At 70.9% G+C, this 24521-nt stretch carries 21 protein-coding genes; 15 read left to right on the top strand and 6 right to left on the bottom strand.

Features of this window, described 5'->3' with window-relative positions; translation table 11 throughout:
- Positions 1-204: 204 nt before the first annotated feature.
- Positions 205-735 (bottom strand): GNAT family N-acetyltransferase, encoded by a 531-nt coding sequence (locus AC07B0_RS10750; protein WP_356872735.1) that lies wholly within the window; start codon positions 733-735, stop codon positions 205-207.
- 97 nt (positions 736-832) lie between these two features.
- On the opposite strand from AC07B0_RS10750, the gene AC07B0_RS10745 reads away from it, so the two are divergent.
- Positions 833-2116 carry a geranylgeranyl reductase family protein gene (locus tag AC07B0_RS10745; RefSeq protein WP_467294932.1) on the top strand — a complete coding sequence of 428 codons (1284 nt, stop codon included), beginning with the start codon at positions 833-835 and terminating at the stop codon, positions 2114-2116.
- 12 nt (positions 2117-2128) lie between these two features.
- Here AC07B0_RS10745 and AC07B0_RS10740 read toward each other — a convergent pair whose 3' ends face one another.
- Together AC07B0_RS10740 and AC07B0_RS10735 are read right to left on the bottom strand one after the other, a co-directional pair.
- Positions 2129-2425 carry a hypothetical protein gene (locus AC07B0_RS10740; RefSeq protein ID WP_356872739.1) on the bottom strand — a complete coding sequence of 99 codons (297 nt, stop codon included), beginning with the start codon at positions 2423-2425 and terminating at the stop codon, positions 2129-2131.
- A gap of 292 nt (positions 2426-2717) precedes the next feature.
- Entirely contained in the window at positions 2718-3617 is a 900-nt protein-coding gene (locus tag AC07B0_RS10735) for a C40 family peptidase (RefSeq protein ID WP_356872741.1), read from the bottom strand.
- 833 nt (positions 3618-4450) lie between these two features.
- Here AC07B0_RS10735 and AC07B0_RS10730 point away from each other — a divergent pair.
- Genes AC07B0_RS10730 through nuoN form a run of 14 tightly spaced genes read left to right on the top strand, consistent with a single transcriptional unit; the run spans position 4451 to position 20256 of the window.
- Positions 4451-4810, top strand: a complete 360-nt coding sequence (locus tag AC07B0_RS10730; protein ID WP_030773548.1) for an NADH-quinone oxidoreductase subunit A — start codon at positions 4451-4453, stop codon at positions 4808-4810.
- 15 nt (positions 4811-4825) lie between these two features.
- Entirely contained in the window at positions 4826-5380 is a 555-nt protein-coding gene (locus AC07B0_RS10725) for a NuoB/complex I 20 kDa subunit family protein (protein ID WP_007265818.1), read from the top strand.
- Positions 5377-6099, top strand: a complete 723-nt coding sequence (locus AC07B0_RS10720) for an NADH-quinone oxidoreductase subunit C (protein WP_356872744.1) — start codon at positions 5377-5379, stop codon at positions 6097-6099. The genes AC07B0_RS10725 and AC07B0_RS10720 overlap by 4 nt, the downstream gene beginning before the upstream one ends.
- The gene (locus AC07B0_RS10715; protein ID WP_356872746.1) at positions 6099-7439 is read left to right on the top strand and encodes an NADH-quinone oxidoreductase subunit D; all 1341 of its coding nucleotides are present in this window, start codon (positions 6099-6101) and stop codon (positions 7437-7439) included. Before AC07B0_RS10720 ends, AC07B0_RS10715 begins: the two co-directional genes overlap by 1 nt.
- On the top strand, positions 7436-8185 hold the full coding sequence (gene nuoE, locus AC07B0_RS10710; protein WP_478897591.1) for an NADH-quinone oxidoreductase subunit NuoE: 750 nt from the start codon (positions 7436-7438) through the stop codon (positions 8183-8185). The genes AC07B0_RS10715 and nuoE overlap by 4 nt, the downstream gene beginning before the upstream one ends.
- Positions 8185-9525 carry an NADH-quinone oxidoreductase subunit NuoF gene (gene nuoF, locus AC07B0_RS10705; protein WP_478897589.1) on the top strand — a complete coding sequence of 447 codons (1341 nt, stop codon included), beginning with the start codon at positions 8185-8187 and terminating at the stop codon, positions 9523-9525. The genes nuoE and nuoF overlap by 1 nt, the downstream gene beginning before the upstream one ends.
- Positions 9522-12029 (top strand): NADH-quinone oxidoreductase subunit G, encoded by a 2508-nt coding sequence (locus AC07B0_RS10700; protein ID WP_478863570.1) that lies wholly within the window; start codon positions 9522-9524, stop codon positions 12027-12029. The genes nuoF and AC07B0_RS10700 overlap by 4 nt, the downstream gene beginning before the upstream one ends.
- Positions 12026-13411 carry an NADH-quinone oxidoreductase subunit NuoH gene (nuoH, locus tag AC07B0_RS10695; RefSeq protein WP_356872754.1) on the top strand — a complete coding sequence of 462 codons (1386 nt, stop codon included), beginning with the start codon at positions 12026-12028 and terminating at the stop codon, positions 13409-13411. Before AC07B0_RS10700 ends, nuoH begins: the two co-directional genes overlap by 4 nt.
- Complete coding sequence (gene nuoI / locus AC07B0_RS10690; protein WP_356872756.1) at positions 13404-13991, top strand: NADH-quinone oxidoreductase subunit NuoI; 588 nt, start codon at positions 13404-13406, stop codon at positions 13989-13991. The genes nuoH and nuoI overlap by 8 nt, the downstream gene beginning before the upstream one ends.
- Positions 13988-14812: an NADH-quinone oxidoreductase subunit J gene (locus AC07B0_RS10685; protein WP_356872758.1), complete on the top strand. Its 825-nt coding sequence runs from the start codon at positions 13988-13990 to the stop codon at positions 14810-14812. Before nuoI ends, AC07B0_RS10685 begins: the two co-directional genes overlap by 4 nt.
- Positions 14809-15108 carry an NADH-quinone oxidoreductase subunit NuoK gene (nuoK, locus tag AC07B0_RS10680; protein WP_030864698.1) on the top strand — a complete coding sequence of 100 codons (300 nt, stop codon included), beginning with the start codon at positions 14809-14811 and terminating at the stop codon, positions 15106-15108. Before AC07B0_RS10685 ends, nuoK begins: the two co-directional genes overlap by 4 nt.
- Before the next feature lie 12 nt (positions 15109-15120).
- A complete protein-coding gene (gene nuoL / locus AC07B0_RS10675; protein ID WP_356872760.1) occupies positions 15121-17016 on the top strand; it encodes an NADH-quinone oxidoreductase subunit L in 1896 nt (631 codons plus the stop codon).
- A gap of 1 nt (position 17017) precedes the next feature.
- Positions 17018-18613: an NADH-quinone oxidoreductase subunit M gene (locus AC07B0_RS10670; RefSeq protein ID WP_356872762.1), complete on the top strand. Its 1596-nt coding sequence runs from the start codon at positions 17018-17020 to the stop codon at positions 18611-18613.
- Positions 18610-20256, top strand: coding sequence for an NADH-quinone oxidoreductase subunit NuoN (nuoN, locus tag AC07B0_RS10665; protein ID WP_356872764.1), 1647 nt, complete (start codon positions 18610-18612; stop codon positions 20254-20256). Before AC07B0_RS10670 ends, nuoN begins: the two co-directional genes overlap by 4 nt.
- Positions 20257-20323: 67 nt before the next feature.
- Here nuoN and AC07B0_RS10660 read toward each other — a convergent pair whose 3' ends face one another.
- From AC07B0_RS10660 to AC07B0_RS10650, 3 genes are all read right to left on the bottom strand, one after another.
- Positions 20324-20920, bottom strand: a complete 597-nt coding sequence (locus AC07B0_RS10660; RefSeq protein ID WP_469383368.1) for a Uma2 family endonuclease — start codon at positions 20918-20920, stop codon at positions 20324-20326.
- Positions 20921-21029: 109 nt separating this feature from the next.
- Positions 21030-21629, bottom strand: coding sequence for a hypothetical protein (locus AC07B0_RS10655; protein WP_469383367.1), 600 nt, complete (start codon positions 21627-21629; stop codon positions 21030-21032).
- A 94-nt stretch (positions 21630-21723) separates the two neighbouring features.
- Entirely contained in the window at positions 21724-24492 is a 2769-nt protein-coding gene (locus AC07B0_RS10650) for a fumarate reductase/succinate dehydrogenase flavoprotein subunit (protein WP_478897586.1), read from the bottom strand.
- Between the last annotated feature and the right edge of the window lie 29 nt (positions 24493-24521).

Raw genomic sequence — 24521 nt, 5'->3', positions numbered from 1 at the left:
CCCCCCCCCCCCCCCCCCCCCCCCCCCCCCCCCCCCCCCCCCCCCCCCCCCCCCCCCCCCCCCCCCCCCCCCCCCCCCCCCCCCCCCCCCGCCCCCCCCCCCCCCCCCCCCCCCCCCCCCCCCCCCCCCCCCCCCCCCCCCCCCCCCCCCCCCCCCCCCCCCCCCCCCCCCCCCCCCCCGGCCAGGTGTCGCTCCGGGTGGGGGTCAGGGCGTCGCCAGTGTGAGTTCGTAGCGGCGGCCGTAGCGGGTGCCGCTCGGGAGCGGGAACCGTTCCGCCAGCGTCATTCCGAGCCGCTCCGCGACCGCGATCGACCGCTGGTTCTCGTCGTCGATCATCGCCACCACGTGCGGGACCCCCGCCTCCCGTACCCGCTCCAGCGCGGCCAGCGCAGCCGCGTACGCGTACCCGCGCCCCCACGCGGAGCGCCCCAGCCGCCAGCCGATCTCGATCTCGCCGACCGGCCCCCACGCCTTCTCCGCCGGCCACGGCTGCGCGCCGGTGAAGCCGATGACCTCGCCGTCCCCGTCGAGCAGCGTCCACAGGCAGTAGCCGCGCTGCGCGTCGTGCATCCGCTGCCGCGCGGTGAATTCGACGTACGAGGACAGTTCCGCGGGCCCGCCGAGGAACTCCATCACGTCCGGGTCGTCGAAGACGCCGTGCCAGGCGTGGGCGTCCTCGTCGGTGGGTACGCGCAGGCGTACGTCGGGGAGCGGCCGGGTCGGCGAGGTGGTCATAGGGGCAGCCCTTCGGATCGTGATCTCTCTCGCTGCTTAGACTGCACTTGTCCGGTGCCGCCTGGCACCCTATATCGAGCCTTCGGGAGACCCCGCAGTGACCGAGCCCCTCTCCGAACACTCCGCGGATGTGATCGTCGTCGGGGCCGGGCCCGCCGGCTCCACGACCGCCTACTACCTCGCCAAGGCCGGACTTGACGTCCTGCTGCTGGAGAAGACGGCGTTCCCGCGCGAGAAGGTGTGCGGCGACGGTCTGACCCCGCGTGCCACCAAGCAGCTCGTGTCGATGGGCATCGACATCTCGGAAGAGGCGGGCTGGCTCCGCAACAAGGGTCTGCGGATCATCGGCGGCGGGCAGCGGCTCCAGCTGGACTGGCCGGAACTCGCCTCCTACCCGGACTACGGACTCGTCCGCAAGCGCGACGACTTCGACGAGACGCTGGCCCGGCAGGCGCAGAAGGCCGGCGCCCGCCTGTACGAGCGCTGCAACGTGGGCGAGCCCGTACGCGATCCGCGCACCGGGCACATCACGGGCGTGCAGGCGAAGCTGGGCGAGGAGAAGACCCCGGTCACCTTCCACGCCCCGCTGGTCGTCGCGGCCGACGGCAACTCCTCGCGGCTGTCGCTCGCGATGGGCCTGCACCGGCGTGAGGACCGCCCGATGGGCGTCGCGGTGCGCACGTACTTCACCTCGCCTCGGCACGACGACGACTACCTGGAGTCCTGGCTGGAGCTGTGGGACCGGCGCGGTCCGCAGGACCGGCTGCTGCCCGGCTACGGCTGGATCTTCGGCATGGGCGACGGTACGTCCAACGTCGGCCTCGGCATCCTGAACTCCTCCTCGGCGTTCAAGGAACTGGACTGGCGCGAGGTCCTCAAGGCGTGGTGCGCGTCCATGCCGGAGGACTGGGGCTACACCCCGGAGAACATGACGCAGCCGATCCGCGGGGCCGCGCTGCCGATGGCCTTCAACCGGCAGCCGCACTACACCAAGGGCCTGCTGCTGGTCGGTGACGCGGGCGGGCTCGTCAACCCGTTCAACGGCGAGGGCATCGCCTACGCGATGGAGTCCGGGCAGATCGCCGCCGAGGTCATCGTGCAGGCGCACGCCCGGTCCACGCCGGCGCTGCGGGAGCTGGCGCTCCACAGCTACCCGAAGGTGCTCAAGGAGACGTACGGCGGCTACTACACGCTGGGCCGCGCCTTCGTGAAGCTGATCGGCAACCCGAAGGTGATGAAGGTGGCCACGCAGCGCGGCCTGACCCACCCCGTACTGATGAAGTTCACGCTGAAGATGCTGGCCAACCTGACCGACCCGACGGGCGGGGACGCGATGGACCGCATCATCAACGGGCTGAGCAAGGTGGCCCCGAAGGCCTGAGCGGCGCGGGGGTCAGAGGCCGGCGGGCCGGTGCGGGGTGTCCCCGTCCCGGTCCGCTCCTGCGTTCCCGGGGCCGTCCGGGGCGCCGTGGACGGCGCGTACGCAGCGGGCCAGGAGGACGAGGCCGGACAGCAGCAGGGCGGCGGAGAGCGCCCATGCCAGGCCGAGGGCGAGCGGGGGGCCGGGCTTCTGCCAGGGGCGGACGGTGCCCAACAGCCAGCCGCCGACGGCGAGGAGGGCGAGCCCTCCGGCCGCGGGGGCGGCGGCGGGGTCGCCGGCGCCGTGCGTTTCGTACGGGTTCGCGCTCACGGGACCACCGCCTCCAGGATCGGTCCGGCCGCACGGCCGGGTGCACGCGGCCATCTTCGCAGGGCCCCTGCCGGGTGGGGAACGGCGGTGTCCGGGGCCCTGGGGCCGGCAGGCGCGCCTTCCCGCGGGCTTCCCGGCGGCGGGGAGGTTCCCGTGCGGTGCGTCCTCCCGGGGGGAAGCGCAGTGCCGTACGGGGGCGTTGGGGGACCGGCTCCCGGCTCCGGGCATGCCGCAGGGCCGGCGCTCCTCCCCCGAGCGGGGGAGCACCGGCCCTGCGTGGCGATCGAGTCGATCAGAGAAGGCGGACGGCGCCCGTGGGCTTGTCGTAGTTCATGGGGCGCTCGACGATGCCCGTGTTGGGGTTCTGCGCGCCGATGAAGTTGCCGCCACCGACGTACAGGGCGACGTGGTACGCGCTGCCCTTGGAGCCCCAGTACAGGATGTCGCCCGGCTGAAGGGCGCTCAGGGACACCGAGCGGCCGGCGGTGGACTGTGCCTGCGAGGTGCGCGGCAGGGAGACGCCGGCCTGGCGGTAGGCCGCCTGCACGAGGCCCGAGCAGTCGAACGAGGACGGGCCGGTGCCGCCCAGGACGTACGCCTTGCCGAGCTGTGCGCGGGCGAAGTTGAGGATCGCGGAGGCCGAGCCCTTGACCGGCGCCGTGACGGTGCCGCTGCCCTGGCCCGAGCCGCTGCCCGCGCTGGAGCCCTTGGAGGGGGTCGAGGAGGACCCGCCGTCGGAGTCGTCGGAGCCGGAGGCGGTCTGGAGGGAGGTGCGCTCGGCGTTGCGGGTGGCGCGCTCGGCGTCGGCCTTGCGGTCCGCTTCCTCCTTCGCCTTCTTCTCCGCCGCCTTCTGGGCGTCTTCCTTGGACTGCTTCGCCTCGGCGGCGGCTCCCGTACGGGCGCTCTCCTCCTGGGCGTTCAGTTCGCCTTCCACGGCGGCCTCGACGGCGGCGACGCGGGTGGTCTCGGCGGCCGTGGTGACGGCCGAGGACACCTCGGCGCCGAGGTCCAGGTCGAGGACCGGCATTTCCAGCGTCGTCTCGGCCACGGGCTCTGCGGACGGGGACGCGCTCGCGGTGCCGGCCATGGCCAGGGTGCTGAGAACGCCACCGGCAACTCCGGCGCGGACCGCGAGCTTCGAGGCGCTGCGGCGGGGCTTCCGGTGGCTGGGTATGTGAGCGGTGTGGGACATGGGAACAACCGCTATCAGGGGGTGGACGTCCGCTTCAAGAAACGTGGTCTGCGCCACAGTTGCGCGCGGAGGGTCCGAACCGGGCGCGTCGCGCCTCTTATTGACGCCGTAACGGGCGTATCGGACACACTTTCACAAGCCTGTGATCATGGGGTTTCAGAATTAAGTCCGAATTGATCCAGGGCCTACCATCGGCCCGCACAGATGGCCAAGCCCTCTTTCGGCGGCGCTCATTCCGTGTGACACAGATCACAGTTACCTCCCGCCGTGCGGGCGCTGTGGCCGGTCCGTGATCCGACTGTGAACGTGCCGTGCGGTTAGTGAACGGATGCACAGCATCCGCTCCCCTTTCATCCCGCCGTCGACTTCCGGCCACCGGCCCCCCTCGTGCCCCCTCGCGGCACCCGTATTCCCCCTCGCGTCCACTCCCGTCCCGCCGGCTTCCCCCGACCGGGCGACGGCGGTTCCTTTACCACTGAGGCCGCACTGGTGCCAATTTGCCTGCAACGGCCACCATTTGATAGAGCAGCACGCCTTCCACCTGCGATGACGGGCCCGGATGTCACCTTTGGTGATCATGTGGATGCCTTGCGTACGAAGATCACCACTCATCGGACTTCATGATCGTTCGTCAGGTGGTGGAGATCACAAACTCGGTGTTGTTACCCGTGTCGCAGATCACAGACCGGCAGGCATAAGATGCGCAGCAGTCCGGCTTGTGAACTGCCTCACATGCCCCCGTCCCGATCTTCGGGGCGATCTTCGCGGGGGCGGTGCACGCGGCGCCGGCACAGCGGTCCAACGGTCAAGGACGACTGGAAGGAGCGAGGAGCGTGAATGCGTACGCACCCATCCTCGTGCTCGGCGCCCTCGGCGCAGGGTTTGCGATCTTCTCCGTGGTCATGGCCACGCTGATCGGCCCAAAACGGTACAACCGGGCGAAGCTCGAAGCCTACGAGTGCGGCATCGAACCCACCCCGATGCCCGCCGGCGGCGGTCGCTTCCCCATCAAGTACTACCTGACGGCGATGCTCTTCATCGTCTTCGACATCGAAGTTGTCTTCCTCTACCCCTGGGCCGTCACCTTCGACGCCCTGGGGATCTTCGGGCTCGTCGAGATGCTGCTCTTCGTGCTCACCGTCTTCGTCGCCTACGCCTACGTCTGGCGCCGCGGCGGCCTGGAATGGGACTGAGGGGCTGAATTCTCCATGGGACTGGAAGAGAAGCTGCCGAGCGGCTTCCTGCTGACCACCGTCGAACAGGCCGCGGGCTGGGTGCGCAAGTCATCCGTCTTCCCCGCGACCTTCGGCCTGGCGTGCTGCGCCATCGAGATGATGACCACCGGAGCCGGCCGCTACGACCTGGCCCGCTTCGGCATGGAGGTCTTCCGCGGCTCCCCGCGCCAGGCCGACCTGATGATCGTGGCCGGGCGGGTCAGCCAGAAGATGGCGCCGGTACTGCGGCAGGTGTACGACCAGATGCCCGCTCCCAAGTGGGTCATCTCCATGGGCGTTTGCGCCTCTTCGGGCGGAATGTTCAACAACTACGCGATCGTCCAGGGCGTCGACCACATCGTTCCGGTGGACATCTACCTCCCCGGCTGCCCGCCGCGCCCCGAGATGCTGATGGACGCGATCCTCAAGCTCCACCAGAAGATCCAGGGCTCGAAGCTCGGCGTGAACCGGGAAGAGGCGGCGCGCGAGGCGGAGGAGGCAGCCCTCAAGGCGCTCCCCACCATCGAGATGAAGGGGCTCCTTCGGTGAGCGACGACCCGGCCGTGGAGAACGGCAATAACGTCCCTGCTCCCAGGGGCACCGCCGGGCCCGAGGTGATCGGCGTCCGCAAGGGCATGTTCGGCGCCGCGAACGGCGGCGACACCAGCGGTTACAGCGGCCTCGTCCGCACCGTGGCCCTGCCCGGGGAGACGGGCCGGCCCTACGGCTCGTACTTCGACGAGGTCGTCGACGAGCTCGAAGGCGCCCTGGAGGAGCAGGGCCTGGTCCCCGGCAACGCGATCGAGAAGGTCGTCGTCGACCGGGCGGAGCTCACGCTCCACATCGCCCGCGAGCACCTCGTACGGGTGGCCTCCACCCTGCGCGACGACCCGGCGCTGCGCTTCGAGCTCTGCACCGGCGTCAGCGGGGTGCACTTCCCCGGGGACAAGGGCCGCGAACTGCACGCCGTCTACCACCTGCGCTCGCTCACCCACGGCCGGATCGTGCGGCTGGAGGTGTCCGTCCCGGACGGCGACCCGCACGTCCCCTCGCTCGTCACCGTCTACCCGACCAACGACTGGCACGAGCGCGAGACGTACGACTTCTTCGGGCTGGTCTTCGACGGCCACCCGGCCCTCACCCGGATCATGATGCCGGACGACTGGCAGGGCTTCCCCCAGCGCAAGGACTACCCGCTCGGCGGCATCGCCATCGAGTACAAGGGCGCCCAGATCCCGGCTCCCGACCAGCGGAGGTCGTACAGCTGATGTCCCCCACCTCGAACCACGCAGCCCACCCCGCCTCCGCGCGCGAGACGACCGAGGGCACCGTCTACACCGTCACCGGCGGCGACTGGGACGAGATCGTCCGGTCGGCGGCCCGCGCGGACGACGAGCGGATCGTCGTCAACATGGGGCCCCAGCACCCGTCCACCCACGGAGTGCTCCGCCTGATCCTGGAGATCGACGGCGAGACGGTCACCGAAGCCCGCTGCGGCATCGGCTACCTCCACACCGGCATCGAGAAGAACCTCGAATTCCGGAACTGGACGCAGGGCACCACCTTCGTGACGCGCATGGACTACCTGACGCCGTTCTTCAACGAGACGGCGTACTGCCTCGGCGTCGAGAAGCTCCTCGGCATCACCGAGCAGATCCCGGACCGCGCCACCGTGATCCGCGTCCTGCTGATGGAACTCAACCGGCTCTCCTCCCACCTGGTGTGCATCGCCACCGGCGGCATGGAGCTGGGCGCGACCACGATCATGATCTACGGATTCCGGGACCGCGAGCTGATCCTCGACGTCTTCGAGCTGATCACCGGCCTGCGCATGAACCACGCGTTCGTCCGCCCCGGCGGCCTCGCCCAGGACCTGCCCCCGGGCGCGGTCGACCAGCTGCGCGAGTTCGTGAAGACCATGAAGAAGAACCTGCCGGAGTACGACAAGCTCGCCACCGGCAACCCCATCTTCAAGGCCCGCATGCAGGACGTCGGCTACCTCGACCTGACCGGCTGCATGGCCCTCGGCGCCACCGGCCCGGTCCTGCGCTCCGCCGGCCTGCCGCACGACCTGCGCAAGTCCGACCCGTACTGCGGCTACGAGAACTACGAGTTCGACGTGCCCACCACCGAGAGCTGCGACTCCTACGGACGCTTCCTGATCCGCCTGGAGGAGATGCGCCAGTCCCTGCGGATCGTCGAACAGTGCCTGGACCGGCTGGAGCCGGGACCGGTCATGGTCGCCGACAAGAAGATCGCCTGGCCCGCCCAGCTCGCCATGGGCCCCGACGGCCTCGGCAACTCCCTCGACCACATCAAGAACATCATGGGCACCTCCATGGAGGCCCTCATCCACCACTTCAAGCTGGTGACCGAGGGCTTCCGGGTCCCCGCCGGACAGGCCTACGCGGCCGTCGAGTCCCCCAAGGGCGAGCTCGGCGTCCACGTCGTCTCCGACGGCGGCACCCGCCCCTACCGGGTCCACTTCCGCGACCCGTCCTTCACCAACCTGCAGGCCATGGCAGCGATGTGCGAGGGCGGCCAGGTCGCCGACGTCATCGTCGCCGTCGCCTCCATCGACCCCGTGATGGGAGGCGTCGACCGATGACAGACATCCAGCTGGGGATGCCCCAGCTCCCCGCCCCCGACTTCCCGGCCGAGGTGCGCGCCCGGCTCGAAGCCGACGCCGCGGACATCATCGCCCGCTACCCCGACAGCCGCTCCGCGCTGCTGCCGCTGCTGCACCTGACGCAGTCCGAGGAGGGCTACGTCTCCCGCACCGGCATCCGCTTCTGCGCCGAGGTGCTGGGCCTGACCACTGCCGAGGTCACCGCCGTCGCCACCTTCTACACGATGTACCGGCGCAAGCCCTCCGGGGACTACCAGGTCGGCGTCTGTACGAACACCCTGTGCGCCGTCATGGGCGGCGACGCCATCTTCGACGAGCTCAAGGAACACCTCGGGGTCGGCAACAACGAGACCACCCCCGACGGCAAGGTCACCCTCGAACACATCGAGTGCAACGCGGCCTGCGACTACGCCCCCGTCGTGATGGTCAACTGGGAGTTCTTCGACAACCAGACCCCCGAATCCGCCAAGGCCGTCGTCGACGACCTGCGCGCCGGCCGCCCGGTCGAACCGACCCGGGGCGCGCCGCTGTGCACGTACAAGGAGACGGCCAGGATCCTCGCCGGGTTCCCGGACGAACGCGAGGGCGCGGTGGAGGCGACCGGCGGCGCCGGGCCCGCCTCCCTGATCGGCCTGCGCATCGCCCGCGGCGAGAGCCCGCACGCCTCGATCGTGCACCCGCGGGGCGAGGCCCGCGGCGAGACCGGCACCGAGGGAGGGGAGTGATGTCCGTGTCCACCGAGCTGAGCAAGAACGGAAGCCCGGAGAAGCTCCTCGCCCCCGTCCTGTCGGCGTTCTGGGACGAGCCGCAGTCCTGGACGCTGGAGACCTACCGGCGCCACGAGGGCTACGAGGGCCTGCGCAAGGCCCTCGCCATGACCCCGGACGACCTCATCGCCTACGTGAAGGACTCGGGCCTGCGCGGCCGCGGCGGCGCGGGCTTCCCCACCGGCATGAAGTGGCAGTTCATCCCGCAGGGCGACGGGAAGCCGCACTACCTCGTCGTGAACGCGGACGAGTCGGAGCCCGGAACCTGCAAGGACATCCCGCTCCTGTTCGCCAACCCGCACTCCCTCATCGAGGGAATGATCATCGCCTGCTACGCGATCCGCTCGCAGCACGCCTTCATCTACCTGCGCGGCGAGACCGTGCCGGTCCTGCGGCGCCTGCACGAGGCCGTGCGCGAGGCGTACGCCGCCGGATACCTCGGCAAGGACGCCCTCGGCAGCGGCCTCGACATCACGGTGCACGCGGGCGCGGGCGCGTACATCTGCGGCGAGGAGACGGCGCTGCTCGACTCCCTCGAAGGCCGGCGCGGGCAGCCCCGGCTGCGGCCCCCCTTCCCTGCCGTCGAGGGGCTCTACGCGTGCCCCACCGTCGTCAACAACGTCGAGTCCATCGCCTCGGTTCCCGCGATCCTGAACAAGGGCAAGGACTGGTTCAAGGCGATGGGGACCGAGAAGTCCCCCGGCTTCACGCTGTACTCGCTGTCCGGGCACGTCAGCGGCCCCGGCCAGTACGAGGCCCCGCTCGGCATCACCCTGCGCCAGCTCCTCGACATGAGCGGCGGGATGCGCCCCGGGCACCGGCTGAAGTTCTGGACCCCGGGCGGCTCCTCCACCCCGATGTTCACCGACGAACACCTCGACGTCCCCCTGGACTACGAGGGCGTCGGCGCGGCCGGCTCGATGCTCGGCACCAAGGCCCTCCAGTGCTTCGACGAGACCACCTGCGTCGTCCGGGCCGTCACCCGCTGGACCGAGTTCTACGCCCACGAGTCCTGCGGCAAGTGCACGCCCTGCCGCGAAGGCACGTACTGGCTCGTCCAGCTGCTGCGCGACATCGAAGCGGGCAAGGGCGTCATGTCCGACCTCGACAAGCTGAACGACATCGCCGACAACATCAACGGCAAGTCGTTCTGCGCGCTCGGCGACGGCGCGGCCAGCCCGATCTTCTCCTCGCTCAAGTACTTCCGCGCGGAGTACGAGCAGCACATCACGGGCAAGGGCTGCCCCTTCGACCCCAAGAAGTCGACCCTCTGGGCTGACACGGAGGTGAACGCATGACCGTCACCACTCACGCCCCCGCCGGTGGCGGAGAGGCCGCGGTACCGCCGGAGAACACGGTGTCCCTCACCATCGACGGCATCGAACTGTCGGTGCCCAAGGGGACCCTCGTCATCCGGGCCGCCGAACAGCTCGGCATCGAGATCCCCCGCTTCTGCGACCACCCCCTCCTCGACCCCGCCGGCGCCTGCCGCCAGTGCATCGTCGAGGTCGAGGGCCAGCGCAAGCCGATGGCCTCCTGCACCATCACCTGCACCGACGGCATGGTCGTCCGCACGCAGCTGACCTCCGAGGTCGCCGACAAGGCCCAGCGCGGGGTGATGGAGCTGCTGCTCATCAACCACCCGCTCGACTGCCCCGTCTGCGACAAGGGCGGCGAATGCCCCCTCCAGAACCAGGCCATGTCGCACGGCAACGCCGAATCCCGCTTCGAGGGCCGCAAGCGGACCTACGAGAAGCCCGTCCCGATCTCCACGCAGGTCCTCCTCGACCGCGAGCGGTGCGTGCTGTGCGCCCGCTGCACCCGCTTCTCCAACCAGGTCGCCGGCGACCCGATGATCGAACTGGTCGAGCGCGGCGCGCTCCAGCAGGTCGGCACCGGCGAGGGCGACCCGTTCCAGTCGTACTTCTCCGGCAACACCATCCAGATCTGCCCCGTCGGCGCCCTCACCTCGGCCGCCTACCGGTTCCGCTCCCGCCCCTTCGACCTCGTCTCCTCCCCGAGCGTGTGCGAGCACTGCGCGGGCGGCTGCGCGACCCGCACCGACCACCGGCGCGGCAAGGTCCTGCGGCGCCTCGCCGCCGAGGACCCCGAGGTGAACGAGGAGTGGGTCTGCGACAAGGGCCGCTTCGGGTTCCGCTACGCGCAGCGCCCGGACCGGCTCACCACCCCGCTGGTGCGCGGCGCCGACGGGATCCTCGCCCCGGCGAGCTGGCCCGAGGCCCTGGAGGCGGCCGCGGCCGGCCTCGCCGCCGCCCGCGGCCGCACCGGCGTGCTGACCGGCGGCCGGCTCACCGTCGAGGACGCCTACGCCTACGCCAAGTTCGCCCGCGTCGTCCTCGACACCAACGACATCGACTTCCGGGCCCGCGTGCACAGCGCCGAGGAGGCCGACTTCCTGGCCGCCTCCGTCGCCGGCACCGGCAAGGACCTCGACGGCACCGGAGTCACGTACGCCTCGCTGGAGGCCGCGCCGACCGTGCTGCTCGCCGGCATCGAGGCCGAGGAAGAGGCCCCCGGCGTCTTCCTGCGCCTGCGCAAGGCGCACCGCAAGCACAAGCAGCAGACCTTCGCGCTGGCCCCCTTCAGCACAAGGGGCCTGGAGAAGGCGGGCGGCATCCTGCTGGCCGCCGCACCCGGCACCGAACCCGAGTGGCTGGACGCCCTCGCCACCCGCAGCGGCCTGGAGGCCGGCGGATCCGCAGCCGCGGAGGCACTGCGCAAGCCCGGCGCGGTCATCGTCGTCGGGGAGCGCCTCGCCGGCGTGCCCGGCGCGCTGACCGCCGCCGTACGGGCGGCCACCGCGACCGGGGCCCGCCTGGTGTGGATCCCGCGCCGGGCCGGGGAACGGGCCGCCGTCGAGGCGGGCGCCCTGCCCTCCCTGCTCCCCGGAGGCCGCCCCGCCACCGACCCGCGCGCCCGCGCCGAGGTCGCCGCCGCCTGGGGGCTGGACGAACTCCCGCACCGCTACGGACGCGACACCGGCCAGATCGTCGAGGCCGCCGCCACCCGCGAACTCTCCGCCCTGCTCGTCGGCGGCGTCGACGTCACCGACCTGCCCGACCCGGCCCGCGCCCGGACCGCCCTCCAGGAAGCCTTCGTGGTCTCGCTGGAACTGCGGCCCGGCGAGGTCACCGACCACGCGGACGTGGTCCTGCCCGTCGCCGCGGTCGCCGAGAAGCCGGGTTCCTTCATCAACTGGGAAGGCCGGGTCCGGCCCTTCGAGGCCGCACTCAAGCCCGACCAGATGACCCGCCGCCTCGCCCCCGCCGACGCCCGCGTGCTGCACATGCTGGCCGACGCCGCGGACCGGCCGATCGCCCTGCCCGACGTACACGCCGTACGCCGGGAAGTGGACCGGCTCGGCCCCTGGGAGGGGGAACTCGCCGCGGAGCAGTCCACGGATCCGGTGGCGCCGCCGCGCCCCGGCGCCGGCGAGGCCGTCCTCGCCGGCCACCGGCTGCTGCTGGACCTCGGCCGGCTCCAGGAGGGCGACGACGCCCTCGCGGGAACCCGGCACGAGGCGCCCGCCCGGCTCTCGGCCGCCACCGCCGCCGAGACCGGCGTCAAGAACGGCGACGTTCTCGCCGTCACCGGCCCCGCCGGGACGGTCGAACTCCCGCTGCGGATCACCGAGATGCCCGACCGGGTGGTGTGGCTGCCGCTGAACTCCACCGGTTCCGGCGTGTTCTCCGACACCGGAGCCCGCCCCGGCACCCTCGTACGCATCGGCCCGGCGACCCCGGCCGCCGCCGGTGACACCACTGCGGAGGTGGAAGCGTGAGCGCGGTACCCGGTGACCTCGTCCAGCTGGCCGCGGAGGACCTGTCCCTGTTCGGCAAGGACGTCTGGTGGCTCGTCGTCGTCAAGGCGGTGTTCTGCTTCGCCTTCCTGATGGTGACCGTGCTCTTCTCCATCGTGTGGGAGCGCAAGGTCGTCGCCTGGATGCAGCTGCGCATCGGCCCCAACCGGCACGGCCCCTGGGGCATGCTCCAGTCGCTCGCCGACGGCGTGAAGCTGATGCTCAAGGAAGACCTCGTCGTCAAGCGGGCCGACAAGGTCGTCTACGTCCTGGCCCCGATCATCGCGGCGATCCCGGCCTTCATGGCCATCGCGGTGATCCCCTTCGGCCCCCCGGGCGACGAGGTCTCCATCTTCGGCCAGCGCACCACGATGCAGCTGACCGACCTGCCCATCGCGATGCTGTACATCCTCGCGGTGGCCTCGGTCGGCATCTACGGCATCGTCCTCGCCGGCTGGTCCTCCGGCTCGACGTACCCGCTCCTCGGCGGGCTCCGCTCCTGCGCCCAGATGATCTCCTACGAGATCGCGATGGGCGCCGCGTTCGCCTCGGTGTTCCTCTACTCCGGGTCGATGTCGACCTCGGCGATCGTGGAGGCGCAGGCCGACCGCTGGTACATCATCCTGCTCCCGGTCTCCTTCATCATCTACGTCATCACGATGGTCGGCGAGACGAACCGCGCCCCCTTCGACATGCCGGAGTCCGAGGGCGACCTGGTCGGCGGCTTCAACACCGAGTACTCGTCCATCAAGTTCGCGCTGTTCATGCTGGCCGAGTACGTCAACATGGTCACCGTCTCCGCGGTCTCCGTCACCCTGTTCCTGGGCGGCTGGCGGGCCCCGGCGCCGATCTCCACGTACTGGGAGGCCGCGAACCACGGCTGGTGGCCGATGCTCTGGTTCGTCCTCAAGGTGCAGCTGCTGCTGTTCTTCTTCATCTGGCTCCGCGGCACCCTGCCGCGCGTGCGCTACGACCAGCTGATGAAGCTCGGCTGGAAGGTCCTCATCCCGGTCTCCGTCGTCTGGCTGATGCTGGTGGCGACGGTCCGCGCACTGCGCAACGAGGCCTACGACTTCAGCGAGATCGTCCTGTACGTCGGCGGGGCCGTCGTCGCGATCCTGCTGCTGTCCTTCGTCGCCGACCTGTTCCGGGACAAGCGCGAGAAGGCGGCCGCCGAGCAGGCCGGCGAGGCCGCCGCGGCCGAGCCGTTCGACCCGATGGCGGGCGGGTTCCCCGTACCGCCCAAGCCCGGCCAGCACCTGGCACCCGTACCGCGCCGACGGCCTCGCAGCGAGCGGGAGCTGATTGTCAGTGGCGGCACGAATACTGACAGTGACCGAGAGGAGGGTGCAGAGAATGTCTGACGAGAAGTGGCAGAACCCGGTGGCCGGCTTCGGCGTGACCTTCAAGGCCATGTTCAAGAAGCGCCTCACCGAGCAGTACCCGGAGCAGCAGAAGACCACCGCTCCGCGCTTCCACGGACGGCACCAGCTCAACCGCCACCCCGACGGTCTGGAGAAGTGCATCGGGTGCGAACTGTGCGCCTGGGCCTGTCCCGCCGACGCGATCTACGTGGAGGGCGCGGACAACACGGAGGAGGAGCGCTACTCCCCGGGCGAGCGGTACGGGCGGGTGTACCAGATCAACTACGCCCGCTGCATCCTGTGCGGACTGTGCGTGGAGGCGTGCCCGACGCGGGCACTGACCATGACGAACGAGTTCGAACTGGCCGACTCCAGCCGTGAGTCGCTGATCTACACCAAGGAGCAGCTCCTCGCCGGGCTGACCGAGGGCATGGTCGAGGCCCCGCACTCCGTCTTCCCCGGCACCGACGAGCAGGACTACTACCGGGGGCTGGTGACGGGGGCCGCCCCGGACACGGTCCGGCAGGTCGCCGTCTCCAAGGGCGAGGTCGCGGAACCCGCCGAGGAGGTGCAGGCATGAGCGCCCTCGCCGCCGGCACCCTCGCTGCCGGCTCCCTGACCTCCACGGGCGAGGCCGTGCAGTTCTGGATCCTGGGCACCGTCGCCGTCATCGGCGCGCTGGCCACGATCCTGATGAAGAAGGCCGTGCACAGCGCCCTCAGCCTCGCCGGGACCATGATCATCCTGGCGGTCTTCTACCTCGCCAACGGGGCGTACTTCCTCGGCGTCGTCCAGGTGATCGTCTACACCGGCGCCATCATGATGCTGTTCCTCTTCGTGGTCATGCTCGTCGGCGTCACCGCCGCCGACTCCCTGAAGGAGACCATCAAGGGACAGCGCTGGCTCGCCGCCCTGTGCGGGCTCGGCTTCGGCACCCTGCTGATCGCCGGCATCGGCCAGGCCGGACTCAGCCACTTCAACGGGCTCGGCCGGATCAACTCCGGCGGACACGTCGAAGGCCTGGCCACGCTGATCTTCACCAAGTACGTCTTCGCCTTCGAGCTCACCGGCGCCCTGCTGATCACCGCGACCGTCGGCGCGATGGTGCTCACCCACCGCGAGCGCACCGAGCGGGCCGCCACGCAGCGCGAGCTCGCCGAGAAGCGCGTACGCGAGGGCGTGCAGCTCCCGCCGCTGCCCGCACCCGGCGTCTACGCCCGGCACAACGCCGTGGACGTGGCCGGTCTGCTGCCGGACGGAACCCCGTCCGAGCTGACCGTCAACAAGACGCTGCGGGCCCGCGGCCAGATCCGCGACGTGTCCAGCGAGGCGCTGAACGACCTGAAGGCGCTGGAACAGGCGTCCTCGGAGCGCCTCGGCCGCGAGGAGGCATCCAAGTGAATCCGGTCAACTACCTGTACCTGGCGGCCCTGCTGTTCACCATCGGCGCGGCCGGGGTGCTCATCCGGAAGAACGCGATCGTGCTGTTCATGTGCGTCGAGCTGATGCTCAACGCCTGCAACCTCGCGTTCGTGGCCTTCTCCCGGATGCACGGCAACCTCGACGGCCAGATCATCGCGTTCTTCACGATGGTCGTCGCCGCCGCGGAGGTCGTGGTGGGCCTCGCGATCATCGTGTCGCTGTTCCGTACCCGCCACTCGGCCTCGGTCGACGACGCCAGCCTGATGAAGCTGTAAGGGGCGCTCACAGTGGAGAACCTGATTGCGCTGCTGGTCGCGGCGCCCCTGCTCGGGGCGGTGCTGCTGCTGTGCGGCGGCCGCCGCCTCGACAAGGCCGGCCACTGGCTCGGCACCCTGCTCGCCGCCGTCTCCTTCGGCATCGGCGTCGCCCTCTTCGCCGACATGCTCGGGCGGAGCGCCGACGACCGGACCCTGCACCAGCGGCTGTGGACCTGGATCCCCGTGGAGGGCTTCCAGGCGGACATCGCCTTCCAGCTGGACCAGCTGTCGATGACCTTCGTCCTGCTGATCTCCGGGGTCGGCACGCTCATCCACGTGTACTCGATCGGGTACATGGAGCACGACGAGCGCCGCCGCCGCTTCTTCGGCTACCTCAACCTGTTCGTCGCGGCCATGCTGCTGCTGGTCATCGCGGACAACTACCTGCTGCTGTACTTCGGCTGGGAGGGCGTCGGCCTCGCCTCCTACCTCCTGATCGGGTTCTGGCAGCACAAGCCCAGCGCGGCCACCGCCGCGAAGAAGGCCTTCCTCGTCAACCGCGTCGGCGACATCGGCCTCTCGATCGCGATCATGCTGATGTTCACCACCTTCGGGACCTTCGCGTTCGGGCCGGTCCTCGGCTCCGTGGGAGAGACCTCCGAGGGCACGCTGACGGCGATCGGCCTGATGCTGCTGCTCGCCGCCTGCGGCAAGTCGGCGCAGGTGCCGCTTCAGTCCTGGCTCGGGGACGCGATGGAGGGCCCGACCCCGGTCTCGGCCCTCATCCACGCCGCCACCATGGTCACCGCGGGCGTCTACCTGATCGTCCGCTCGGGCGCCATCTTCAACGGGGCGCCGGACGCACAGCTGGTGGTCACCGTCGTCGGCGCGGTCACGCTGCTGTTCGGTGCGATCGTCGGTTGCGCGAAGGACGACATCAAGAAAGCCCTCGCGGGCTCCACGATGTCGCAGATCGGCTACATGATCCTCGCCGCGGGCCTCGGCCCCATCGGCTACGTCTTCGCGATCATGCACCTGGTGACGCACGGCTTCTTCAAGGCGGGCCTCTTCCTCGGCGCCGGTTCCGTGATGCACGGGATGAACGACGAGGTCGACATGCGCAAGTACGGCGGCCTGCGGAAGTACATGCCGGTCACCTTCGTCACCTTCGGCCTCGGCTACCTCGCGATCATCGGCTTCCCGGGCCTGTCGGGCTTCTTCTCCAAGGACATGATCATCGAGGCGGCCTTCGCGAAGGGCGGCACCGAGGGCTGGATCCTCGGCGGAGTGACCCTGCTCGGCGCGGGCATCACCGCCTTCTACATGACCCGCGTCATGCTCCTCACCTTCTTCGGTGAGAAGCGCTGGCAGCCGGACGGTGAGGGCCACGCCCCGCACCCGCACGAGTCGCCGAAGTCCATGACCGTCCCGATGGTCATCCTGGCGTTCGGATCGGTCTTCGCCGGCGGCTTCTTCGAGATCGGCGACCGCTTCCTGAACTGGCTGGAGCCCGTCACCGGTTACGAGCACGGCCACCCGCCGGTCAGCGCCATGACGGTGACCGCGGCCACCATGGTCGTCCTCGTCATCGGCGTCGGCATCGCCTGGGGCATGTACGGCAAGAAGCCCGTCCCGGTCGTCGCCCCGCGCGGCTCGCTCCTCACCCGGGCGGCCCGGCGGGACCTGTTCCAGGACGACTTCAACCACGTCGTCCTCGTCCGCGGCGGCGAGCACCTGACCCGCTCGCTCGTCTACCTCGACCACAGCGTGGTCGACGGAGTGGTCAACGGCACGGCCGCCTCGGTCGGCGGGCTCTCGGGCCGGCTGCGGAAGCTGCAGAACGGCTACGCCCGCAGCTACGCGGTCTCGATGTTCGGGGGCACGGCGATCCTCATCGCCGCGACCCTGCTGATGAGGGCGGTGTGAGATGAATTTCCCGCTTCTGACGGTGACGGCCGCGGTACCCGCGGTCGGCGCGATCCTGACGGCGGCCGTCCCGGCCGCCCGCCGGACCGTCGCCAAGTGGCTCGCCCTGCTCTTCTCCCTGGCGACCCTGGCCCTCGCCGTGCTCGTCGCGGTCCGCTTCGAACCGGGCGGTGACCGCTACCAGCTCACCGAATCCCGCTCCTGGATCGCCGACTTCGGCGTCCGCTACGAACTCGGCGTGGACGGCATCGGGGTGGCGCTCATCGCGCTCACCGCCCTGCTGATCCCCTTCGTGATCGCGGCCGGCTGGAACGACGCCGACCCGCTGGAGACCGAAGCGGCCAAGAGCAGCTTCGCCGCGGGCTCGCGCTGGCGGCCGACCCAGGGCTTCTTCGCCCTGATCCTGCTGGTCGAGGCGATGGTGATCATCTCCTTCGAGGCCACCGACGTCTTCCTCTTCTACATCTTCTTCGAAGCCATGCTCATCCCGATGTACTTCCTCATCGGCGGCTTCGGGGACCGGGCCCACTCCGGGTCCGAAGAGAACGCGGCCGCGCAGCGCTCGTACGCGGCCGTCAAGTTCCTCCTCTACAACCTGGCCGGCGGCCTGATCATGCTGGCCGCCGTCATCGGGCTGTACGTGGTCGCCGGGAACTTCTCGCTCCAGGAGATCACCGCGGCCCGCGCCGCGGGCACGCTCGACATGGCGACCAACACCGAGCGGCTGCTGTTCCTCGGCTTCTTCTTCGCCTTCGCGGTGAAGGCCCCGCTGTGGCCGCTGCACACCTGGCTGCCCAACGCGATGGGCGAGGCCACCGCGCCCGTCGCTGTACTGATCACCGCGGTCGTCGACAAGGTCGGCACCTTCGCGATGCTCCGCTTCTGCCTCGGGCTGTTCCCCGACGCCAGCAAGTGGGCCACGCCGGTGATCCTCGTACTGGCCCTGATCAGCATCGTCTACGGCGCGCTGGTCGCGGTCGGACAGCGCGACATCAAGCGGCTCGTCGCCTACGCCTCGATCTCCCACTTCGGGTTCATCATCCTGGGCATCTTCGCGATGACCTCCCAGGGACAGTCCGGCGCGACGCTGTACATGGTCAACCACGGCATCTCGACGGCGGCGCTGATGCTGGTGGCCGGCTTCCTGATCTCGCGGCGCGGCTCGCGGCTCATCGCCGACTACGGCGGTGTCCAGAAGGTGGCCCCGGTCCTCGCCGGGACCTTCCTCATCGGCGGCCTCGCCACCCTCTCCCTGCCGGGCCTCGCACCGTTCGTCAGTGAATTCCTCGTCCTGGTCGGCACGTTCGCCCGCTACCCGGTGGTCGGCGTCATCGCCACCGTCGGCATCGTGCTCGCCGCGCTGTACACCCTGGTGCTCTACCAGCGCACGATGACCGGTCCCGTGAAGGAGGAGGTCCGCACCATGCCGGACCTGCGCCTGCGGGAGGTGCTGGTGGTCGCCCCGCTCATCGCGCTGCTGATCGGCCTGGGCGTCTACCCCAAGCCCCTGACCGAGATCATCAACCCGGCGGTGAAGCACACCATGTCGGATGTGCAGCAGACCGACCCCGAGCCCGAGGTGGAGGCGGCCAAGTGAGCACGACAGCTGTAGGCCTTTGGGGACTGGCCGCGGAACCGGTCGACCGGATCCCGGCCCCGCACATCGAGTACGCGCAGCTCGCGCCCACGCTGATCGTGGTCGGCGCGGCCGTCCTCGGCGTCCTCGTCGAGGCCTTCGTCCCGCGCAAGTCCCGCTACTACGTCCAGGTGTTCCTCGCCGTCGCCGCGCTGGCCTCGGCCTTCGCGGCGGTCGTCGGCCTCGCGGCCGGCGGGTACGGGAGCAGCAAGGCCCACATCGCGGCCATGGGCGCCGTCGCGGTGGACGGCCCGGCCCTGTTCCTCCAGGGCACCATCCTGCTCGCCTCGATCGTGGCCGTGTTCACCTTCGCCGAGCGGCGCCTGGACCCGGAGGCCCACGGCAACCGGGTGGACTCCTTCGCCGCGCAGGCCGCGTCCGTACCGGGCAGCGAGAGCGAGCAGGCCGCCGTCAAGGCCGGGTTCACCACCACCGAGGTGTTCCCGCTGGCCCTCTTCGCGATCGCCGGCATGCTGATCTTCCCGGCGGCCAACGACCTGCTGACCCTGTTCATCGCGCTGGAGGTCTTCTCCCTCCCGCTGTACCTGCTCTGCGCCGTCGCCCGTCGCCAGCGGCTGATGTCGCAGGAGGCGGCGGTCAAGTACTTCCTGCTGGGCGCCTTCTCCTCGGCGTTCCTCCTCTTCGGCATCGCCCTGCTCTACGGGTACGCGGGCTCCGTCTCGTACGCGGTGATCGCGGACGTCGTGGACGGCACCGTCACCAAGGTCGACCCGGCGCTCGCCGCGACCATGGGCAACGACGCGCTGCTGCTGATCGGCGGCGCGCTGATCCTGACGGGCCTGCTGTTCAAGGTCGGCGCGGTTCCCTTCCACATGTGGACCCCGGACGTCTACCAGGGCGCCCCGACCCCGGTCACCGGCTTCATGGCCGCGGCGACGAAGGTGGCCGCCTTCGGCGCGCTGCTGCGGCTGCTGTACGTGGTCCTGCCGGGCCTGCGCTGGGACTGGCGGCCGGTGATGTGGGGCGTCGCGATCGTCACCATGCTGGCGGGTGCGGTGATCGCGGTGACCCAGACCGACGTGAAGCGGCTCCTGGCGTACTCGTCGATCGCGCACGCGGGCTTCATCCTCGCCGGTGTCATCGCGACCTCGGCGGAGGGCGTCCAGTCCGTCCTGTTCTACCTGGGCGCCTACTCCTTCGTGACGATCGGCGCCTTCGCCGTGGTCACGCTGGTGCGGGACGCGGGCGGCGAGGCCACCCACCTGTCCAAGTGGGCGGGCCTCGGGCGGCGGTCGCCGCTCACCGCGGCCGTCTTCGCGGTGTTCCTGCTGGCCTTCGCCGGTATCCCGCTCACCTCCGGCTTCACCGGCAAGTTCGCCGTGTTCAAGGCGGCGGCCGAGGGCGGCGCGGGAGCCCTGGTGGTGGTCGGCGTCATCTCGTCGGCGATCGCCGCGTTCTTCTACATCCGGGTGATCGTGCTCATGTTCTTCAGCGAGCCGAAGGCCGACGGCCCGACGGTGGCGGTGCCCTCTCCGCTGACGATGACGACCATCGCCGTCGGCGTCGCGGTCACCCTCGTCCTGGGCCTGGCCCCGCAGTACTTCCTGGACCTGGCGGGGCAGGCGAGCACGTTCGTCCGCTGACCGGTCCGGAACACCATCAGGGCCCGGCTTCCCACGGGGGGAGCCGGGCCCTGGTGCGTCCGGGAAGCTAGCCGGCGCTGCGTGCGGGCATGATCTGGGTGAGGTCCAGGTCGATGGGGAAGGGGACGGAGACCTTCAACCTGTCGTGGAAGATGCCGGTGGCGACGTACACCCTGGTCGCGGGTTCCAGTTCGTAGACGTAGACCACGGCCCGGCCCTCCTTGTTCTCCACCCGCCAGAAATGCGGAATCATGGCGCGGGCGTACTTGACCGGCTTCGTCTCACGGTCGCGGGCCACCGATTCCGGGGACACCACTTCGATGGCGAGCCGGACGGAACCGGCGGGAAGCCGGGTCTGGTCCGGATCCTCCTCGGGTTCCTTCGGGACGACGATCACATCCGGCTCCGGACGGTTGTGACGGTCGATGTCGATGGTGAACTCCCTCAACACCTCCAGTCCGTCCGGCACGACGGACTCCAACTGTCGTTCGAAGAAGCTCACCGCGCGCAGGTGGAAACGGGTCTGCGGACTCACGAAAACAAGGCTCCCGTCGATCAGCTCCGTGTGAGGAGGCAGATTCGGAAGCGTGTCCAGGTCGTCCGCGGTCCAGCCGCCCGGAGGCGGGATCGGCCAGCTGTGTTCCGGGTTCATCAGTGCTCCCATGAGCCGCAGTCTCGTGAGTGCGACCAGCGTATCGCCGGGGATCCGAGGAACACCGCCCTTTCGGGTGAGTCATATGCGGCTGGCACTTGATGGCCCTGCGGTCGCGGGACTAATGGCCGTGCGCGTGCGCGGTGCCCGCTGCGGCCGGGGTCTTCTTCGGGCACGTCAGGGCCGTGTTCCAGTTGTGGAAGCGGCCCGCCGGGTTGTCCTTGTACGCCCACATGTGCAGGTCGTAGTGCTTCGGCATGCCCGCCCAGTGGCCCGGCATCGGGCCGTCGAAGGGCAGGCCGAACATCGACGGCCGGTCGTCGGTGGTCTTCAGGTCCTGGTCCCGGTCGGTGGCCATCCACTCGACGGTCTGGAGCGTGCGGCGGCCGTGCCGGTCCTTCTCGGTGCTGTACAGGAGCGCGGTGGGCTTCGCGGGGTCCGTCGAACCCCAGTTGGCCTGCTTGACGTAGTGGTAGCCCATGGCGCCCGCGCCGAACGGATTGTTCATGCAGGCCTCGCCGTGCGGCACGTATCCGTCCTTGAGGGCCTGCCGTTCGTCCACGTACTTGGCGGTCACGGCGATCGCCGTCGCCATGTCGCGCATCGCCTTCCCGTTGCGGGGGTCCGGCGCCGGACCTTCCACGGCCGAGGCGGCCGGGGCGAGGGCGAGCGCCACCGCCGCGGCGGCGGCGATGGCCAGGGTGCGGGTGGACACGAGCATGGCAGGGCCTCCTGCGCTGCGGGGACTTCGGCTGTCCGAGCAGCATGCGTCCGGCCCGCTCCGGCCCGCCACGCGGGCGGGCCGGACGGATGAGCTAGAGGGCCCGGGCGGCGTACGCGCGGACGTCCGCGTCCGGGTCACCGGTCGCCCCGGCGAGCGCCGTACGGGCCCCCTCCGCGTCCCGGTGGCGCAGCAGCGCGAGCACCGCGGCCTTGCGGACGTCGGCGTTCGCGTCGGCGGCCAGCGCCTTCGCGAGGGCCGGGACGGCCGGGTCCGCCGGGGCGGACCCGAGGGCGCCGGCCGCCCCCGCCCGGACCTGCCACGCCGGATCGTCCAGCGCGGCGGCGGCCCGTACCGCGTACCCGCCGGGGCAGCCCGCCCGCGCGAGGGCGGCCAGCGCGGCGCCCCGGACCAGCGGATCGGCGTCGTCCAGCAGCGGGTCCAACGGCTCTGGGGCCGGGGCGTGCACCGCGGCGAGCCCCTTGGCCACCGCGACCCGTACCTCGCGCGCCGGATCGGCGGCGGCCGCCGCCAGGTCCGGTACCGCGTCGACGGAGACCAGGGCCCGCACGGCGTGGATCCGGACCTCGATGTCGGGGTCGGCGAGCGAGGCGGCGTACAGCACGGCGTCGCCGAGCCGCAGGGCGCGCAGGGCCTCCAGGGCCGCCGAGCGGACGGCGGGGTCGGCGACCGTGAGGGCCGTCCGCAGGCCGGCCGCCAGCGCGGGCTCGGCGGGCAGCACTTCGAGGAGCTCCCGCAGCGCGGCCGCCGCGACCGCGCGGACCTGCCCGGCCGGGTCCGCGAGCCGTGCCGCGAGGGCCGGGCCGGCCCCGGCGGGCAGGGTCTCGCCCAGCGTGGCCACGGCCGCCGCCCGCAGGGCCGGGTCGGGGTCCGTGAGGTAGGGCAGCAGGGCGTCCAGATCCGGCTCCTCCTCGGCGAGCCCGACCAGCCGCAGCAGCCGCTCGCCGGTGTCGGGGCCGGTGTCGGGGCCGGCGGCGGCGTCCCCGTCCGGGCCCGGTGCGGCGGCGGGCCCGGTGCCGGTGTGCCCGGCGCCGGTGTGCCCGGAGCCGGGGACGGCCGCCGGGGCGGTGCTGCGGGGGCCCGCCGTGGCCACCGGGACGAGGGCGACCTCGCCCAGCTCGCGGGACGGGAACGGCGACGGTTCGAAGCCGGGCACCGGCACCACGTACGGCTCGACCGGCCGGGCGGTGAACACCATCGCCCCCGACGCGGACTTGCGCAGGTCCAGGTGGTGCAGCCAGCCCTGGTCGTCGCGCTCGGGATGGTCCAGGCGCTCGTGGTACAGCCCCCAGCGGGATTCCGTGCGCGCCAGCGAGGACCGCGCCGCCATCTCCGCGCAGTCCCGGATGAAGGACACCTCCGCGCACCGCATCAGCTCGTGCGCGGTGGCCGCGCCCATCTCCGCGATCTCCCCGCTCATCCGGTCGAACGCCGCCACCGCCAGCGACAGCTTCGCCCCCGTCTTCGGAGGGGCGACGTAGTCGTTGACGAAGCGCCGCAGCTTGTACTCCACCTGCGGCTGCGGCGGACCGTCCGGATGCCGCAGCGGCCGGTAGATCAGCTCGTGCGCCGCCGCCACCTGACCGGCCGGCAGGGCTCCCTCGTAGGCCGTGTACCGGGAGGCGTCCGCGCCCGCCAGGTCCCCGAAGACGAACGCCCCGATCATGTAGTTGTGCGGTACGGAGGCCAGGTCGCCCGCCGCGTACAGCCGGGGCACCGTGGTGCGGGCGTGGTCGTCGACGCGTACGCCCGAGGCCGAGTGGCCGCCGCACAGGCCGATCTCCGAGATGTGCATCTCGATGTCGTGGGTGCGGTAGTCGTGGCCGCGGCCCGCGTGGAAGGTGCCGCGCGTGGGCCGTTCCGTCGTGTGCAGGATCGACTCCAGCGAGGCCACCGTCTCCTCCGGGAGATGGCTGAGCTTGAGGTACACCGGGCCCCGGTCCGAGGCGAGTTCGGCCGCGAACTCGGCCATCATCCGGCCCGACCAGTAGTCGGAGTCGACGAAGCGTTCGCCGTGCCGGTTGACCTGGTAGCCGCCGAACGGGTTGGCGACGTACGCGCACGCCGGACCGTTGTAGTCCTTGATCAGCGGGTTGATCTGGAAGCACTCGATCCCGGTGAGCGCGGCGCCCGCGTGGTAGGCCATCGCGTACCCGTCCCCGGCGTTGGTCGGGTTCTCGTACGTCCCGTACAGGTAACCGGAGGCCGGCAGTCCGAGCCGGCCGCACGGCCCGGTCGCGAGGACCACCGCCCCCGCGCGGACCGTCACGAAGGCGCCCGTACGGGTGTTGAAGGCGGCCGCGCCGATCGCGCGGCCGTCCTCGGGCGAGGTGAGGACCCGGACCGGCATCACCCGGTTCTCGATGCGGATCCGCTCGCGCATCTCGCGGCGCCGCAACTGCCGGTAGAGGACCTTCTTGACGTCCTTGCCCTCCGGCATCGGCAGCACGTACGAGCCGGAGCGGTGCACCTGGCGGACCGCGTACTCGCCGTGCTCGTCCTTCTCGAACTTCACCCCGTACGACTCCAGGCGCCGCACCATGTCGTAGCCGCGGGTCGCGGTCTGGCGGACCGTGGACTGGTCGACGATGCCGTCGTTGGCGCGGGTGATCTCCGCGACGTAGTCGTCCGGTTCGGCGCGGCCGGGGATGACGGCGTTGTTGACCCCGTCCATGCCCATGGCGAGGGCGCCGGAGTGACGCACGTGCGCCTTCTCCAGCAGCAGGACGCGCGCGCCGCGCTCGGCGGCCGTCAGGGCCGCCATCGTGCCGGCGGTGCCGCCGCCGATGACGAGGACGTCGCAGGAGAGTTCCTCGGCGTCGCCGATCGGGGGGATGTCCACGGTGCGCTGCCTTTCGGGGTGGAGCGGGC

The organism is Streptomyces sp. NPDC044704 (genome assembly GCF_056433525.1).
Note: the sequence above shows the minus strand (reverse complement) of the source record. Positions and strands in the feature narration are given on the sequence as shown.

What these genes read in the sequence shown, in the direction of transcription:
- AC07B0_RS10660 (WP_469383368.1), bottom strand. Translation starts at nt 20,920, where the DNA reads ATGGGAGCACTGATGAACCCGGAACACAGCTGGCCGATCCCGCCTCCG.
- AC07B0_RS10725 (WP_007265818.1), top strand. Translation starts at nt 4,826, where the DNA reads ATGGGACTGGAAGAGAAGCTGCCGAGCGGCTTCCTGCTGACCACCGTC.
- nuoE (WP_478897591.1), top strand. Translation starts at nt 7,436, where the DNA reads ATGACAGACATCCAGCTGGGGATGCCCCAGCTCCCCGCCCCCGACTTC.
- AC07B0_RS10685 (WP_356872758.1), top strand. Translation starts at nt 13,988, where the DNA reads ATGAGCGCCCTCGCCGCCGGCACCCTCGCTGCCGGCTCCCTGACCTCC.
- AC07B0_RS10655 (WP_469383367.1), bottom strand. Translation starts at nt 21,629, where the DNA reads ATGCTCGTGTCCACCCGCACCCTGGCCATCGCCGCCGCCGCGGCGGTG.
- AC07B0_RS10700 (WP_478863570.1), top strand. Translation starts at nt 9,522, where the DNA reads ATGACCGTCACCACTCACGCCCCCGCCGGTGGCGGAGAGGCCGCGGTA.
- AC07B0_RS10670 (WP_356872762.1), top strand. Translation starts at nt 17,018, where the DNA reads ATGAATTTCCCGCTTCTGACGGTGACGGCCGCGGTACCCGCGGTCGGC.
- AC07B0_RS10715 (WP_356872746.1), top strand. Translation starts at nt 6,099, where the DNA reads ATGTCCCCCACCTCGAACCACGCAGCCCACCCCGCCTCCGCGCGCGAG.
- AC07B0_RS10750 (WP_356872735.1), bottom strand. Translation starts at nt 735, where the DNA reads ATGACCACCTCGCCGACCCGGCCGCTCCCCGACGTACGCCTGCGCGTA.
- nuoF (WP_478897589.1), top strand. Translation starts at nt 8,185, where the DNA reads ATGTCCGTGTCCACCGAGCTGAGCAAGAACGGAAGCCCGGAGAAGCTC.
- AC07B0_RS10735 (WP_356872741.1), bottom strand. Translation starts at nt 3,617, where the DNA reads ATGTCCCACACCGCTCACATACCCAGCCACCGGAAGCCCCGCCGCAGC.
- nuoI (WP_356872756.1), top strand. Translation starts at nt 13,404, where the DNA reads ATGTCTGACGAGAAGTGGCAGAACCCGGTGGCCGGCTTCGGCGTGACC.